18 protein-coding genes are annotated in these 14,050 nt (G+C 42.0%); 17 read left to right on the forward strand and 1 reads right to left on the reverse strand.

Annotated features, from left to right (window positions below; genetic code table 11):
- The first annotated feature begins 168 nt into the window (after positions 1 to 168).
- The 4 genes from phnC to phnE all read left to right on the forward strand — a co-directional run bounded on the left by phnC (position 169) and on the right by phnE (position 4,029).
- Positions 169 to 966, forward strand: coding sequence for a phosphonate ABC transporter ATP-binding protein (gene phnC / locus AC6IZ0_RS05765; RefSeq protein ID WP_271733579.1), 798 nt, complete (start codon positions 169 to 171; stop codon positions 964 to 966).
- Between the two features lie 52 nt (positions 967 to 1,018).
- Positions 1,019 to 2,026, forward strand: coding sequence for a phosphonate ABC transporter substrate-binding protein (gene phnD / locus AC6IZ0_RS05770; RefSeq protein ID WP_280793864.1), 1,008 nt, complete (start codon positions 1,019 to 1,021; stop codon positions 2,024 to 2,026).
- Positions 2,027 to 2,172: 146 nt separating this feature from the next.
- Positions 2,173 to 3,174: a phosphonate ABC transporter substrate-binding protein gene (gene phnD, locus AC6IZ0_RS05775; RefSeq protein WP_497725400.1), complete on the forward strand. Its 1,002-nt coding sequence runs from the start codon at positions 2,173 to 2,175 to the stop codon at positions 3,172 to 3,174.
- A gap of 33 nt (positions 3,175 to 3,207) precedes the next feature.
- Positions 3,208 to 4,029: a phosphonate ABC transporter, permease protein PhnE gene (phnE, locus tag AC6IZ0_RS05780; protein WP_271733560.1), complete on the forward strand. Its 822-nt coding sequence runs from the start codon at positions 3,208 to 3,210 to the stop codon at positions 4,027 to 4,029.
- Here phnE and phnF read toward each other — a convergent pair.
- Entirely contained in the window at positions 4,026 to 4,766 is a 741-nt protein-coding gene (gene phnF, locus AC6IZ0_RS05785; RefSeq protein WP_497725401.1) for a phosphonate metabolism transcriptional regulator PhnF, read from the reverse strand. The genes phnE and phnF overlap by 4 nt on opposite strands.
- A 102-nt stretch (positions 4,767 to 4,868) precedes the next feature.
- On the opposite strand from phnF, the gene AC6IZ0_RS05790 reads away from it, so the two are divergent.
- From AC6IZ0_RS05790 to AC6IZ0_RS05850, 13 genes are read left to right on the forward strand one after another with little or no spacing between them, the layout of a single operon-like run.
- Complete coding sequence (locus AC6IZ0_RS05790; RefSeq protein ID WP_497725402.1) at positions 4,869 to 5,081, forward strand: phosphonate C-P lyase system protein PhnH; 213 nt, start codon at positions 4,869 to 4,871, stop codon at positions 5,079 to 5,081.
- Between the two features lie 11 nt (positions 5,082 to 5,092).
- Positions 5,093 to 5,506, forward strand: a complete 414-nt coding sequence (gene phnH / locus AC6IZ0_RS05795; RefSeq protein ID WP_497725403.1) for a phosphonate C-P lyase system protein PhnH — start codon at positions 5,093 to 5,095, stop codon at positions 5,504 to 5,506.
- A complete protein-coding gene (locus AC6IZ0_RS05800; protein WP_271733556.1) occupies positions 5,503 to 5,967 on the forward strand; it encodes a GNAT family N-acetyltransferase in 465 nt (154 codons plus the stop codon). Before phnH ends, AC6IZ0_RS05800 begins: the two co-directional genes overlap by 4 nt.
- Before the next feature lie 43 nt (positions 5,968 to 6,010).
- A complete protein-coding gene (locus AC6IZ0_RS05805) occupies positions 6,011 to 7,141 on the forward strand; it encodes an alpha-D-ribose 1-methylphosphonate 5-triphosphate diphosphatase (protein ID WP_497726006.1) in 1,131 nt (376 codons plus the stop codon).
- A 2-nt stretch (positions 7,142 to 7,143) separates the two neighbouring features.
- A complete protein-coding gene (locus AC6IZ0_RS05810; protein ID WP_497725404.1) occupies positions 7,144 to 7,686 on the forward strand; it encodes a phosphonate degradation HD-domain oxygenase in 543 nt (180 codons plus the stop codon).
- Positions 7,674 to 8,147: a phosphonate C-P lyase system protein PhnG gene (phnG, locus tag AC6IZ0_RS05815; protein WP_497725405.1), complete on the forward strand. Its 474-nt coding sequence runs from the start codon at positions 7,674 to 7,676 to the stop codon at positions 8,145 to 8,147. The genes AC6IZ0_RS05810 and phnG overlap by 13 nt, the downstream gene beginning before the upstream one ends.
- A 43-nt stretch (positions 8,148 to 8,190) precedes the next feature.
- Positions 8,191 to 9,297 carry a carbon-phosphorus lyase complex subunit gene (locus AC6IZ0_RS05820; RefSeq protein WP_271733551.1) on the forward strand — a complete coding sequence of 369 codons (1,107 nt, stop codon included), beginning with the start codon at positions 8,191 to 8,193 and terminating at the stop codon, positions 9,295 to 9,297.
- Between the two features lie 11 nt (positions 9,298 to 9,308).
- Entirely contained in the window at positions 9,309 to 9,719 is a 411-nt protein-coding gene (gene fos / locus AC6IZ0_RS05825) for a fosfomycin resistance glutathione transferase (RefSeq protein ID WP_271733576.1), read from the forward strand.
- A 29-nt stretch (positions 9,720 to 9,748) separates the two neighbouring features.
- Positions 9,749 to 10,609, forward strand: coding sequence for an alpha-D-ribose 1-methylphosphonate 5-phosphate C-P-lyase PhnJ (locus AC6IZ0_RS05830; protein WP_497725406.1), 861 nt, complete (start codon positions 9,749 to 9,751; stop codon positions 10,607 to 10,609).
- A complete protein-coding gene (phnK, locus tag AC6IZ0_RS05835; RefSeq protein ID WP_497725408.1) occupies positions 10,606 to 11,379 on the forward strand; it encodes a phosphonate C-P lyase system protein PhnK in 774 nt (257 codons plus the stop codon). Before AC6IZ0_RS05830 ends, phnK begins: the two co-directional genes overlap by 4 nt.
- Positions 11,380 to 11,387: 8 nt before the next feature.
- On the forward strand, positions 11,388 to 12,092 hold the full coding sequence (gene phnL / locus AC6IZ0_RS05840) for a phosphonate C-P lyase system protein PhnL (RefSeq protein WP_497725409.1): 705 nt from the start codon (positions 11,388 to 11,390) through the stop codon (positions 12,090 to 12,092).
- Positions 12,093 to 12,109: 17 nt separating this feature from the next.
- A complete protein-coding gene (phnM, locus tag AC6IZ0_RS05845) occupies positions 12,110 to 13,246 on the forward strand; it encodes a phosphonate metabolism protein PhnM (protein ID WP_271733546.1) in 1,137 nt (378 codons plus the stop codon).
- Between the two features lie 3 nt (positions 13,247 to 13,249).
- Entirely contained in the window at positions 13,250 to 13,882 is a 633-nt protein-coding gene (locus tag AC6IZ0_RS05850; RefSeq protein WP_497725410.1) for a 2'-5' RNA ligase family protein, read from the forward strand.
- The last annotated feature ends 168 nt before the right edge of the window (positions 13,883 to 14,050 follow it).

Here is a 14,050-nt window from a genome sequence, read left to right on the forward strand (position 1 = left end):
CCACGGTGGTAGCAGCTTATAAGGGCAATATGAGCGCTTTAACGGCAGCCTTTTGTAAAAAAATAAGACGGGGGAATTTGGCGACAAAAGTTAAATTTAAAATTATCCTTTGCTTAACTATTCCTTAACTAATTTGCCTTATTCTCATGACAGAGTTGGTGTTAAAGAATAACAACTACAGTGACTATCACAATTAATAATCTTGCCAAAACTTTTAAAGGTAAGACAGCAATCAAACACGTATCCTGCCAAATTAATGGAGGGGAAATGGTCGCCCTAATTGGTGCGTCCGGCTCAGGTAAATCTACACTCTTACGCCACATTAATGGTCTGCAAATTGGAGATGCAGGCCAAGTTGACGTTTTTGGCAATACCTTACAAAGTCAGGGTAAATTACACTCTAAAATTAGGGTTTTACGTAGTCAAATAGGCTGTGTGTTCCAACAGTTTAATTTAGTTAATAGGCTCACAGTTATCGAGAATGTTTTAGTTGGTAACTTAGCAAGATTATCCCCCTTACGCTCAACATTACATTTATTTAGTAAACAAGAAAAAATTAGTGCTTTGGCAGCACTAGAGCAAGTAGGGATTATTGAACACGCTTATAAACGTGCATCTATGCTTTCTGGAGGACAACAGCAACGAGTAGCGATCGCTCGTTGTTTAGTACAGGGAGCGAAAATCATTCTGGCTGACGAACCCGTCGCTTCCCTAGATCCTGAGTCAGCGCGCAAAGTCATGGAGTTGTTGGTACAGTTAAATCGCCACAGGGGAATTAGTATAGTCGCTTCTTTACATCAAATTCAAATGGTGCGGAGTTACTTTGAAAGAGTTATCGCTCTCAAAGATGGAGAAGTGATGTTTGATGGTGCAACTGTAGAACTTGATGATCAGAAGCTGAATGAAATTTATGGTGCAGCAGTAGAAGAACTGGTAATGCGAGGACATGGGGAAATACTCATATAATCCTCATAAATAACCACAAATGCTAAATGTTTAATTCACCGAGAAATAAACTATGAAACGCAGATCATTTATTGAAAGTTCCGCTTTATTTGGTGCATCTTTAGTAGGCACTCAAATAATATCTACTCTTAACAACAACTGGATTGAACCAGCCCAAGCACAACTTAAAGAACTCAATTTTGGGGTCATATCTACAGAATCTCAAGCCAATCAAAAACCTCTTTGGGAACCTTTTATTGCCGCTTTATCCAAGTCTATAGGTATTCCCGTTAAAGCCTTCTATGCTACTCAGTATGCAGGCGTCATTGAAGCCATGCGTTTTGGTCAAGTACATATAGCTTGGTATGGTGGTAAATCCTATATTGAAGCTGCTAGAATTGCCAACGCAGAAGCCTTTGCTCAAACTATAGCTACTGATGGTAGTAAAGGTTACTACTCTCATTTAATTGCCAACAAAAATAACCCCATCACAGCAGCAGCTAAAAGACAAGGCGGCGATAAGTATGTTCTGCAAAATGCTGCTAAACTGACTTTTGCTTTCAATGATCCTAACTCTACTTCAGGATTTTTAGTACCGAGTTACTATGTATTTGCTAAAAATAAAGTAGACCCCAAGAAAATTTTTAAACGGTTAATTTTCTCTGGTAGTCACGAAGCTACAGCCTTAGCAATAGCCAATAACCAGATAGATATAGCTACCAATAATAATGAATCTTTAGAGAGATTAGGAAAAACCAATCCCTCAGCACGCCAAAAAATTGAAATTATTTGGACTTCACCCATCATACCCAGTGACCCAATTGCTTATCGGAAAGACTTACCACAGGATGTTAAGAATAAATTACGGAATTTCTTCTACAATTTTAAAGACAAGAAAATCCTAGAACCTTTACAGTGGTCGGCTTTAGTTCCAGCCAATGATAAAACATGGAATCCTATCCGGGAATTGGATATTGCTAAACAAGTTTTAGACTTAGAATCTAAACCTAATTTGAGTAGTGCCGATAAGAAAAAGTTGAATGATTTGAACAACCAACTACGAGCACTGCAAAGTAATTAAAGGTAGTTAATAGCCATAATTATTTGTGAAATTCATGGTCTGTTGACAGGTAAAAGTCAACAGATAACACTTTATGTAACCAACCGGTACGCTATCACAATCATTGTGTATAATCCTCAATTTCTAGATCCAACAAACAATAACTGATGAACAGAAAATTATTCATTCAACGGGCTGCTTTATTTATTATCACTTTGGCAACTGTCAAGGTACTTTCAGCCTGTAGTTCTACTCCTGATAATAGTAGTGCAACCATCACAGAAATTAACTTTGGTGTTCTATCTACAGAATCCCAATCTAATCAAAAACCTATATGGGAACCCTTTGCTGCTGCTATGTCTGAAGAAGTTGGGATTCCCATTAAACCCTTCTACGTTACACAGTATGCAGCGGTTATAGAAGCCATGCGCTTTGGTAAAGTTCAGGCAGCTTGGATGGGTGGTAAAACTTATGTTGAGGCGGCAAAAGTTGCCGATGCAGAAGCTTTTGCTCAAGTTGTAAGCGCAGATGGTACTAAGGGGTATTATTCTCATTTAATCGCTAATAAAAATAATCCCATCACAGAAGCAGCAAAAGCAGTTGGTGGCGATAAATATGTGATTGAAAATGCGGCTAAGTTGACCTTTGCTTTTAATGATCCTAATTCGACATCTGGGTTTTTAGTCCCCAGTTATTATATCTTTACGCAAAATAACGTAGACCCTAAAAAAGCTTTTAAACGTTTGATTTTTGCTGGTAGTCATGAAGCTTGCGCCCTGGCGGTAGCTAACAACCAGGTAGATGTCGCTACGGTCAGCAATGAAGCCTTAAGTCGTTTAGAAAGAACCAATCCCACAGCTAGACAAAAGATTGAAATTATTTGGCAATCACCTTTAATTCCCGGTGACCCAATTGTTTATCGTAGCGATTTACCAGCAGATATCAAACAGAAATTACAAAATTTCTTCTATAACTACAAAGATGCTGAAGTTTTAGCACCATTTGAAATTGCTGGTTTTGTTAAAGCTGAAGATAAAGAATGGCACACAATCAGAGAATTAGAGATTGCCAAAAAAATCCAAGAAATTCAAGCTAAAGAAAATATCAGTGAGTCAGAAAAACAGCAAAAAATAGCAGAACTACAAAAGCAATTGCCAAAACAACAATAAATCAATAAAATTACCTTTGGTTAATAAAAAATTATGTCACGCAATCAGATAGTTACTAATGCCTCTCCCACTGTACTCAAGATGTTAGAACAAGAAGCAAAATTTTTGACTACTAAAAGAGTTTTGTTTCTGGTAATCATGGGTGGTGCATTGATTTTTGGTTATTATCAAAGCGAGTTAAACTTCCCTGTACTTTTACAACGGGGTGACAACATTGTGGAATATGTTGGGGGGTATTTTCCGCCGGACTTTGAAGACTGGAACTATTATTTCTCAGAGACGGTGATTACTATATCTATGGGGGTTTGGGGGACTTTAATGGCTGCTTTAACGTCTGTTCCCCTGTCTATCTTGGCATCTAATAATATGTGTCCGGGATGGATTGTACAACCTACGCGGCGATTATTGGATGCTATGCGTGCTATTAATGAAATAGTCTTTGCGTTAATATTTGTTGTGGCTGTGGGTTTGGGTCCGTTTGCTGGGGTGTTGGCTTTATTTGTTAATACAACAGGGGCTTTAGGTAAGTTGTTCTCGGAAGCTGTAGAATCAATTGAACCAGGTCCGGTGGAAGGAATTAGAGCTACTGGGGCGAGTTACATTCAGGAGGTTGTATTTGGAGTGATTCCCCAAGTTATGCCTTTATGGACTTCTTTTACTCTCTATAGATTTGAGTCTAATATCCGTTCGGCTTCGGTGTTGGGAATTGTGGGCGCAGGTGGTATTGGTGTTTCACTATATCAAAGTTTTGGTAGTTTTCAATACCAGAAGGTTTGCGCAATTTTAATTATTTTGGTCATTGCTACTAGTGTTATTGATTTGTTGTCTGCTAGGGTGAGAAGGTTGCTGGTTTAGCTGATGTCTAGGTCATTCTCAAAGAATAACTCCATGCGATCGCCCCGCAGCCGAGTTACACCATACTCAATTATGTTACCAGTATCATCGACATTCACCGACTCCGCTAATAAAATCGGTTGATTTCGGGGTAACTGTAACCATTTTGCATCTTCAGGCTGGACTAAACGAGCCGAAACACAGGTGCTGCGGCGGATATGGTCACATCCATATACTTGCTGTAAAAACTGAGATATTGATTGCTGTGCTTGCAAAATCTTGATGTTTTCTGGATTTAACAAGTCCGGGAACCGCTTTAAGGGGAAATATCCAGTACCGACGCTGATGGGTTCGTCGTTTGCTAAACCTAAGCGTTCAATTAAGGCTACTGGCTCACCATAGGTAATTTCTAATCCTTTGGCAATGGCATGGTCAGCGGGTATTTCTAAAACACGTAATAATTTAAACCTAGCTTGCCAACCTTGAGCTTTTAGGGTTTGATTGTAGCGTACACGCTTACCAATAGCATAGCGGATGGTTTTGGTGGCGACAAAAGTTCCCTTTCCCCGGTCAACTCGTAACCATCCTTCGTTTTTGAGTAGGGCGATCGCTTGTCTGAGGGTATGACGGTTCACCCCAAACTGTTCTGCTAACTTGGTTTCTGTGGGTAGTTGCTCCCCAATTTCATAAACTCCTTGATGAATATTTTCTCGCAGCACGTCGGCAATTTGCATATAAATCGGCATTATTTCTTTCATGTATCAATTTCAGATTGTCAAGTTGTCAAAATTGGGTTAATCTATTAATGTCTAGATGTCTAGACAAGTTAAGAATAGTTTAAAACTAAAAATCACAAATGAATGTCAAATATAGTAACTGATTTACCGGGCTTTTCAGACTCCATTCATGACGCACAACAGACATTTAGGGCGTTGCTCGGTGCTAATGCGCGACCGGGGAGACCTGAGAAAATTACGGCGGTGATGAGTGTACCTAGGGCTACGGTGCGACTTCCCTCACCGACTAACGCCACGCCATCGGGGTTGACCCCAGCTTGTGGGACGCTTGTCTGACCTTGCTAGATTTGGACGTTGCACTATGGCTACAGCCAAGTTTTACAACTTCCGTGAAAAATTGGTTATTGTTCCACACTGGCTGTCGCTTAACAGAATACCCAGACAAAGCAGACTTTGCCTTAATTGAAGATTTGGCAGCTTTGCCAGAACTATCTATTTTTAACATGGGGACAGAAGAAAAACCGGAAACTTCCACAACCTTGTTAATACAGATAGAAAACTTTGACATGGGACAACCTGTGATGTTGACAGGTCCGGGAATTTTAGACGAACAAGCAATCGCTCCTTTGGTTCCTCAACATTTTTGGGATTTCTGGACAGAAAACCACCAAGCCTATCCCCAAGGAATGGATGTATTTTTATTCACAGAAAATTCAGTAATGGGACTACCACGCACAGCCAGAGCTACAATTATATCATGACTCTTGAAATTTGCATAGCTGAACGTGAAGACTGGCCGGTATTAAATCAGCTGTATGCTGACATGAATGGTGAGTCACCCTTAGCGATCGCTCGCGCCGAGGAAATTTTCACACAAATTACCCAAACTCCTAACTACTATATCTATCTTGCCCGTTTAAATCAGCAACCAGTAGGAACCTTTAGCTTAACATATCTACCAACAATGATGCACCGGGGCTATCACAAATTTGCTGTTCTGGATGCAGTGACAGTAATTTCCCCCATGCGGGGGCAGGGAATTGGTAGCCAGATGGTGAAAAGAGCAATACAACTGAGTGCCGAAGCTGGGTGTTATAAAGTCACCCTCTCATCCAATTTAAAACGCCATCGCGCCCATCAATTTTATGAATCACTGGGATTTGAGCAGCATGGCTGGAGCTTTAAATGCGTAGTCCAACCCCATAACACAAGAAATTTTTGAGTAAGGTAAATCAGTGACAACAAAAATCGCTATTCAAGGAGTAATGTCCCTCACTCCCCAAGGATGGTTACAAGATGCCACAGTTTTAATTGAAGATGGACAATTTACCAGCATTAATCAATCAATAACTCCGCCTCAATTTCATCTGGTCAACGCTCAAGGACTCCAGATGCTACCTGGAATTATAGACTTACACGGTGATGCTTTTGAGAGAATGATTTGTCCCCGTCCTGGGGTTAACTTTCCTCTACCCATAGCGATGGTAGATAATGACCGTAATCTCTTAGCATCAGGTATCACAACTTTTTACTGCTCCATCACCGACTCCTACGAACCAGGTTTACGTAGCCGAGAATCTGCTCGTAATTTAATTAACTTTATTCAAAAAACAGGAAAACAAGTTTTAAATTGCAATCATCGCATTCATATCAGACATGAACAAGCCAATACCGCAGAACATCAAGAATTGTGTGACTGGCTAGAATCAGGTCAAGTGGATATTTTATCCATCAACGATCACCTACCACCGCCAGGAAACGAAAAGAGATTACAGCGATATCTCAACAGTGTCAAACAAAGATCATCCATGTCCATAGAAGAAATCGCCGGATTAATTAGCCAAGTCAGAGAACGGCGAGAACAAGGAGACGCACAACTAGAAAAACTAGTGGAATTGGCACACACTAACAATATTCCTTTAGCTTCCCATGATGATGATAGCCCAGAAAAAGTAGCACTCAGTCAACAACGCCGAGTAGCGATCGCAGAATTTCCCGCTGATGTAGACTTAGCTGCGAAATCTCAAGCATATGGTGCTGCAGTCCTGATGGGTGCGCCTAACTTAGTGCGTGGAGGCTCCCACCTGGGTTTAATGAGTGTAGCCCAAGCAGTTGAACATGATGTTCTCGATTGTCTGTGCTCAGATTATCACTATCCTTCCTTGTTTTATGCCCCCTTTAAATTAAAAGAGTTGGGGTTAATGTCCTTTGAACAAGCATGGAAATTAGTTTCAGATCGACCCGCTAGAGCGGCAAAAATTAGCGATCGCAAAGGTAAAATTGCCACGGGTTTAGATGCAGATTTCCTGCTGATATCTCCTGACAATCCTTTACCCTCTAGCATTTCATCTGTTTATATCCTCGGAAAAGAAGTCGCTCGATATCAAACGAAATAACTATGCAACCAACCATCGGCAGCATTATCGATCTATTCAGCCAAAAAGGTTCACAATTGTATGGCGGAGAAGGCGTGACCCAGCTAGAACACGCATTACAATGCGCCACCCTGGCCGAAGCATCAGGTAAAAATCATGAATTAATTACCGCTTGTTTACTCCATGATTTAGGACATTTAATTCATGACTTAGGAGATGATCCGACAACCATAGGTATAGACGACCAACATGAATATCGCGCCATTCCTTTTCTACGGCAAATATTTAGCCTGGCGGTCACAGAGCCAATTAGGCTACACGTCTTAGCTAAACGGTATCTTTGCGCAGTTGATCATGAATATTGGTATAGTCTTTCCATCCCATCCCAACGCAGCTTAGAACTGCAAGGAGGGAGATTTTCTCCTCAAGAAGCAGAGAAATTTATTCAGCGTCCTTACGCCCAAGATGCTGTGCAGTTAAGGATTTATGATGACAAGGCCAAAATTTCTCATCTGTCCACACCGGATTTAAATTACTTTATTAATTTGATTCAATGCAAAACTTGAACATAGCTACCGTCAAGGAAAGACAAACTTGGATGGCCACACTCGCCAAAGCTGAGTTAACAGAATTAGAAAAATTAATCAACTTAGAGAAATTACCTAGTTATAGTTTTTTACGTTCCCCAGAAATTGGTTTAGTTATGGTTCAAGGACGCGCTGGGGGTACAGGAAAACCATTTAATCTGGGAGACATGACCATAACTCGCTGTGTAGTGCAGCTAGAAAACTTAGAAACCGACACAGCCATCACTGGATTTGGTTATGTAGGCGGGCGATCGCACCGTCACGCCGAATTAGCAGCCTTGTGTGATGCTTTACTCCAAACTCCCCAATGGTATGAGCAAATTCAAGCAGAAGTGATTCAACCACTGCAAACAGCATTAGCTCAAAAACAAGAACTTCAACAACGCCAAACCGCTGCCACAAAAGTTAACTTTTTTACTATGGTCAGGGGTGAAGGGTAACATGAGTCAAAAGTATAAAAAAGAGTAAGAAAAGAGTAAAAATATGCCATACGTTGCCGTCAAAGGTGGTCAACAAGCAATTGAAAATGCAGAGAAATTACTGCAAAATAAGCGCCGGGGGAATCCGGTAATTCCCGAACTCACCCTAGAGCAGATTGAACAACAATTAACCCTAGCAGTAGAGCGGGTCATGTGCGAAGGTAATTTGTATGATCGGGAATTAGCAGCTTTAGCGATTAAACAATCTTGGGGGGATTTAGTCGAAGCAATCTTTTTACTGCGCGCCTATCGGACAACACTACCACGGTTCTATTACAGTCAGCCCCTCAACACCGGTGAGATGCAAATTCAAAGGCGAATTTCTTCTATATTTAAAGATATTCCGGGAGGACAAAACCTAGGACCCACCTTTGACTACATCCACCGCCTCCTAGATTTTAAACTCATCGCCGAGGGTGAAGTTACTCCCGCACCTACAGCGGAAGCGACAAAGGAACCCTTCCCCCCAGTGATTGATACATTAGACCGAGAAGGATTAATACAGCCAGAACCTAGGGAAGTAGAATCACCACCACCCTTTGACCTTACTCGTCAACCTTTAACTTTTCCCGCTAGTAGAGACGCTAGACTACAAAACTTAGCACGTGCTGACGAAGGCTTCTTACTCTCTTTAGCATACTCCACCCAACGAGGCTACGGTAAAAATCATCCATTTGCGGGAGAGATTCGCATGGGAGAAGTTGAGGTAGTCATTTGTCCCGAAGAATTGGGATTTGAAATAGCGATCGCCGATATGACAATTACTGAAGTACAAATGGTCAACCAATTTAAAGGTAACAAAGAACTACCAGCCCAATTCACTCGTGGCTACGGACTCACCTTTGGCTACAACGAACGCAAAGCCATGTCAATGGCCTTAGTAGACCGCGCTCTGGGAGCGGCGGAGTTAGGGGAACCTGTAGAAAACCCGGCGCAAAATATCGAATTTGTCCTGTCCCACTCAGATAACGTAGAAGCCCAGGGATTTGTCCAACACCTAAAGCTACCTCATTATATTGACTTTCAAGCGGAGTTAAATTTAGTACGCAAGATGCGACAAAATCAACAGCCAAAATTAAACTGTGATGAGCTTCACCCAGAGGGGGAGTGAGAAAAACCACGATGATTACAGGAATTAACCATATAACTTTATCCGTTGCTGATGTGGAAGAATCTTTTAATTTCTACACCCAAGTTTTAGGTTGTCAAGCGATCGCTAAATGGCAACAAGGAGCTTACTTGATAGCAGGTAATCTATGGCTGTGTCTATCTTGGGATTCCCACACCCGCACTAGTCCGGCGAGGGAATATACACATATTGCTTTTAGTATTCCTGAACATGACTTTCAAGAATATAGCCGTCAATTACTTGAGCTAGGTGTCAAACAATGGAAACAAAACACCAGTGAGGGAGATTCTATATATATTCTCGACCCAGACCACCACAAATTAGAACTACATATAGGGAACCTGTCAACTAGAATCGCCGCCACGAAGGAATCCCCTTATGAAAACATGGAATTTTTTGTTTAAAAACTTTTGGGAACCTCTGCGTAAAAAAAATGCCCACATCAACCACTCAAACAGGCTTCAACTTTGCCTACCTCGACGAACAAACTAAACGCTCAATTCGTCGCGCCCTTCTCAAAGCGGTCGCCATACCAGGACATCAAATTCCCTTCTCCTCCAGAGAAATGCCCATGTCCTACGGCTGGGGAACCGGTGGTATTCAAGTTACAGCAGCAGTCATTGGTCAAAGCGATGTCCTCAAGGTGATTGACCAGGGCGCAGACGACACCACCAACGCCGTCAACATTCGCCGTTTCTTCCAAAGGGTTTGTGGTGTAGAAACTACGGATAGCACAGCTAAAGCTACCCTAATTCAAACACGCCACCGTATACCAGAAACACCACTACGGGAGGGACAGATTATGGTTTATCAGGTTCCCATTCCTGAACCTTTGCGCTGGCTCCAACCCTCGGCTGTGGAAACCCGGAAGATGCACGCTTTAGAAGAGTACGGGCCGATGTACGTCAAGCTGTATGAGGATATCACTAAACATGGGCATATTGCCACATCCTACGACTACCCGGTAATGGTACATGACCGTTATCTCATGAGTTCTAGCCCCATACCACGGTTTGATAATCCCAAAATGCACATGAATCCGGCGTTGCAGTTATTTGGTGCGGGTCGGGAAAAACGCATTTATGCCATACCACCCTACACCAAAGTTAAAAGCCTCGACTTTGAGGATTATCCTTTTACTGTAGAGCGATGGGATAAAGTTTGTGAGTTATGTGGTTCTACTGAAAGTTTTCTAGATGAAGTAGTAATTGATGACCATGGTGGCAGAATGTGGATCTGCTCCGATACAGATTATTGTCATCAGCGACAAGGGAAGGGGGATAAATTAGGATGACGGTTCCTATATTACAGGTACAACAAGTCAGTAAATTCTACGGGTTGATTCCGGGGTGCGATCGCATTTCTTTTGACCTTTACCGGGGACAGGTTCTGGGTATTGTGGGCGAATCAGGTTCAGGTAAGTCTACTTTACTGGGGGCGATCGCTCATCAGACTGCCATCGACACAGGTAGCGTTATTTACAGAAATATTCAGGGTAAACATTTAGAAATTACTCAAATGCCCGAACATCAGCGCCGTTGGTTAATGCGGACTGAGTGGGGCTTTGTCCAGCAAAATCCCCGTGATGGCTTACGGATGCAAGTAAGCGCCGGGGCGAATATTGGTGAACGATTACTAGATATTGGCATCCGTCACTATGGACAGATCCGGGAAGAAGCGGCTCACTGGTTACAACAAGTGGAGATTGACCCATCCCGCCTGGATGATTTGCCAAATACCTTCTCCGGTGGTATGCAACAAAGATTACAACTGGCGCGGGTGTTAGTGACCCGACCCCAACTGATATTAATGGATGAACCCACAGGGGGGCTGGATGTGTCAGTACAAACCCGGTTATTAGACTTATTGCGATCGCTAGTGAGAAACTTTAATTTAAGTGTAATTTTAGTCACTCACGATATTGGTGTAGTCAGACTCTTAGCACATCGCTTATTAGTCATGCAACAAGGAAAAGTAGTGGAATCAGGTTTAACTGACCAAGTATTAGACGACCCCCAACATCCCTACACACAACAGTTAGTTAGCGCCGCCCTCACACCATAAGCACTCTCATGTCAGAAATCCATCAACCCACCGACCCCCTACTCAAAGTTGAAAATTTACGCAAAAGCTTTACCCTCCATCAACAAGGAGGAGTCAGTTTACCAGTCCTACAAAAAGTATCACTCACAGTCAACACAGGCGAATGTGTCGCCCTCTCCGGTCCATCAGGCTCCGGTAAATCTACATTAATTCGTTGTATATATGGTAACTATCGTGCTGATAGTGGTTCAGTTTGGGTCAACCATGAAAAACATTGGGTTGATTTGTGTCAACTACAGCCCCATGAACTTTTAGCGGTGCGGCGACAGACTATTGGATATGTCAGCCAGTTTTTACGAGTTATACCCAGAGTCCCGGCGGTGGAAGTAGCTGCAGAACTGTTGTTGAACCTAGGAGAAGAACGAAAAGTTGCTTTAGCTAAAGTTCAAGAATTGTTTCATCGGCTACATCTACCAGAGCGCTTGTGGCATCTTTCCCCTACCACATTTTCCGGGGGAGAAAAGCAACGAGTCAATATAGCCCGCGCCTTAGCCGTGAATTTTCCAATTTTACTACTGGATGAACCGACCTCAGCCTTAGATGCAAGCAATCGCCAAATAGTCATGGAACTTCTGGAAGAACGCAAAGCTATGGGCTGCGCTTTAATTGGCATTTTTCACGATCAAGAACTGCAATCTACTTGCAACAGAGTTTGTGCTGTCTCAACTGTGTAACCGGGAGTTAACCTTGAATGAATGAGCAAATATACACCAACTATCGCCTACAACTTCCAGACCAAGAAATTCTGGGTACTCTCTTAGTCAGAGATGGCAAAATTGCCGATATTCAACCGGGAGTAATGACTTGTGGCCAGAATGGCCAGGGAGATTATCTGCTCCCGGGATTGATTGAACTACATACCGACAACCTAGAACGCTGTATGTCCCCCCGTCCGGGAATTCGTTGGCCTTTGGAAGCTGCAGCGGTTTACCACGACCGGGATTTAGCAAGTGCAGGAGTCACAACTGTATGTGATGCGATCGCCATCGGCGATGTCAATGCTGCTTCTCCCCGCTTAACTAACTTTGGTCCGATGATTGATGTTATTTCTCAGGGACAAGCAGCAGGGCGGTTCTCTGTGGAACATCGCATACACCTGCGCTGTGAAATAGCTTATGAAAAGGTTTATCAAATTACCGAACAATACATCGATAATTCCTTATTGTCGATGATTTCCCTCATGGATCATACCCCTGGTCAACGACAATTTGTCAGGATAGATAAGTTTAAAGAATATTACATGGGTAAACATGGCGTAACAGCCACAGAAATTGAAGACTTCATCATCATGCGCCAGGAACAACAAAAAATTCATGCACACAAAAACCGTCAAGCTTTAGTCAAACTAGCCCACACCAAAGGTATTTCCCTAGCCAGCCATGATGATGCTACTGTAGATCATGTCCAGGAAGCAGTAGAAGCTAGAGTAGTTTTAGCAGAGTTTCCCACCACGGTAGAAGCCGCACAAGCAGCACATAATGCAGGTTTACAAGTTTTAATGGGCGCGCCTAATTTGGTTTTGGGTGGTTCCCACTCTGGTAATGTTTCGGCTATGGAATTGGTTTTGTCCGATTTAGTAGATGTGATTTCTTCTGATTACGTTCCTCAGAGTTTGTTGCAATCTTTGTTTATCATCGCCCGCAAAACTGGTAAACCTATTTATGAAGCTATGGGATTATTTACCAGTAATCCCGCCCAAGCTATTGATTTATTTGACAATCGGGGCAGCTTAGAAATAGGTAAACGGGCTGATTTAATCACTGTACATGATGATGGGATTGTGCCACGTTTAATGTCAACTATTTGCGCGGGTCGTCGTATTAGTTAATCTATGAAATTTGGCATTGCTCTTGTACCCTGCCCTAAAACTATCGCCTTAATCATAGAATTACAGCAGAAAATCATCCCTATTTGCCCACTTGAACCTATTTTAGGAAGTCAGCAAAATCTGCCGCATCTTACACTTTTACAAGGAAGATTTCATAATTCTTTGAATTGGGTTGATTTAATTTATAGTCTGCGCGATTACTGGTTACGGCAAAAATATGGGCAGGATTTTCAAGTCACTCAACTAGAATTTAAATCACCTGCATGGTACTTTTTGATTCTGAATCAACATGACATATTTGTTGATTTACACAATTTTGTCTTTGCAGGTATTAAACATCATATTTATGTGACAGATGCAGATTTAAACAAGGATATTTCTGCCTATAGCGAATTAGAAAAAATCAATTATCTCCAATATGGATACCGATATATTGGCAGTGCTTTTCATCCCCATTTGACTTTAGGTAGAAGTACAAATACTAACCCAGACAATTGGAGATATCTAGTAGAATTATTTGCCGCCCAACATATAATCAAATTTGAGCGCATAACTATTTATGAAATGGGCGATTATGGCAGTCACGCTGCTACTTTATATTCTGTAAATATCGCTGACTATAGTCATCCTATTTGACTTCAGAAATTATCAGTCAGGAAAGGGAACACCGGAACAGGGAACAGGGAACAGAAATTGTTCATGAATCATTTAGGATTGCTATAGTACAAAAATTAACACTGATTGAAGTTCTTGAGCCATCCAGAGTAACTGTTAACACATCCTTTAAACTAGGTAAGGGATCTA

This window comes from Anabaenopsis sp. NIES-4685, assembly GCF_059725405.1.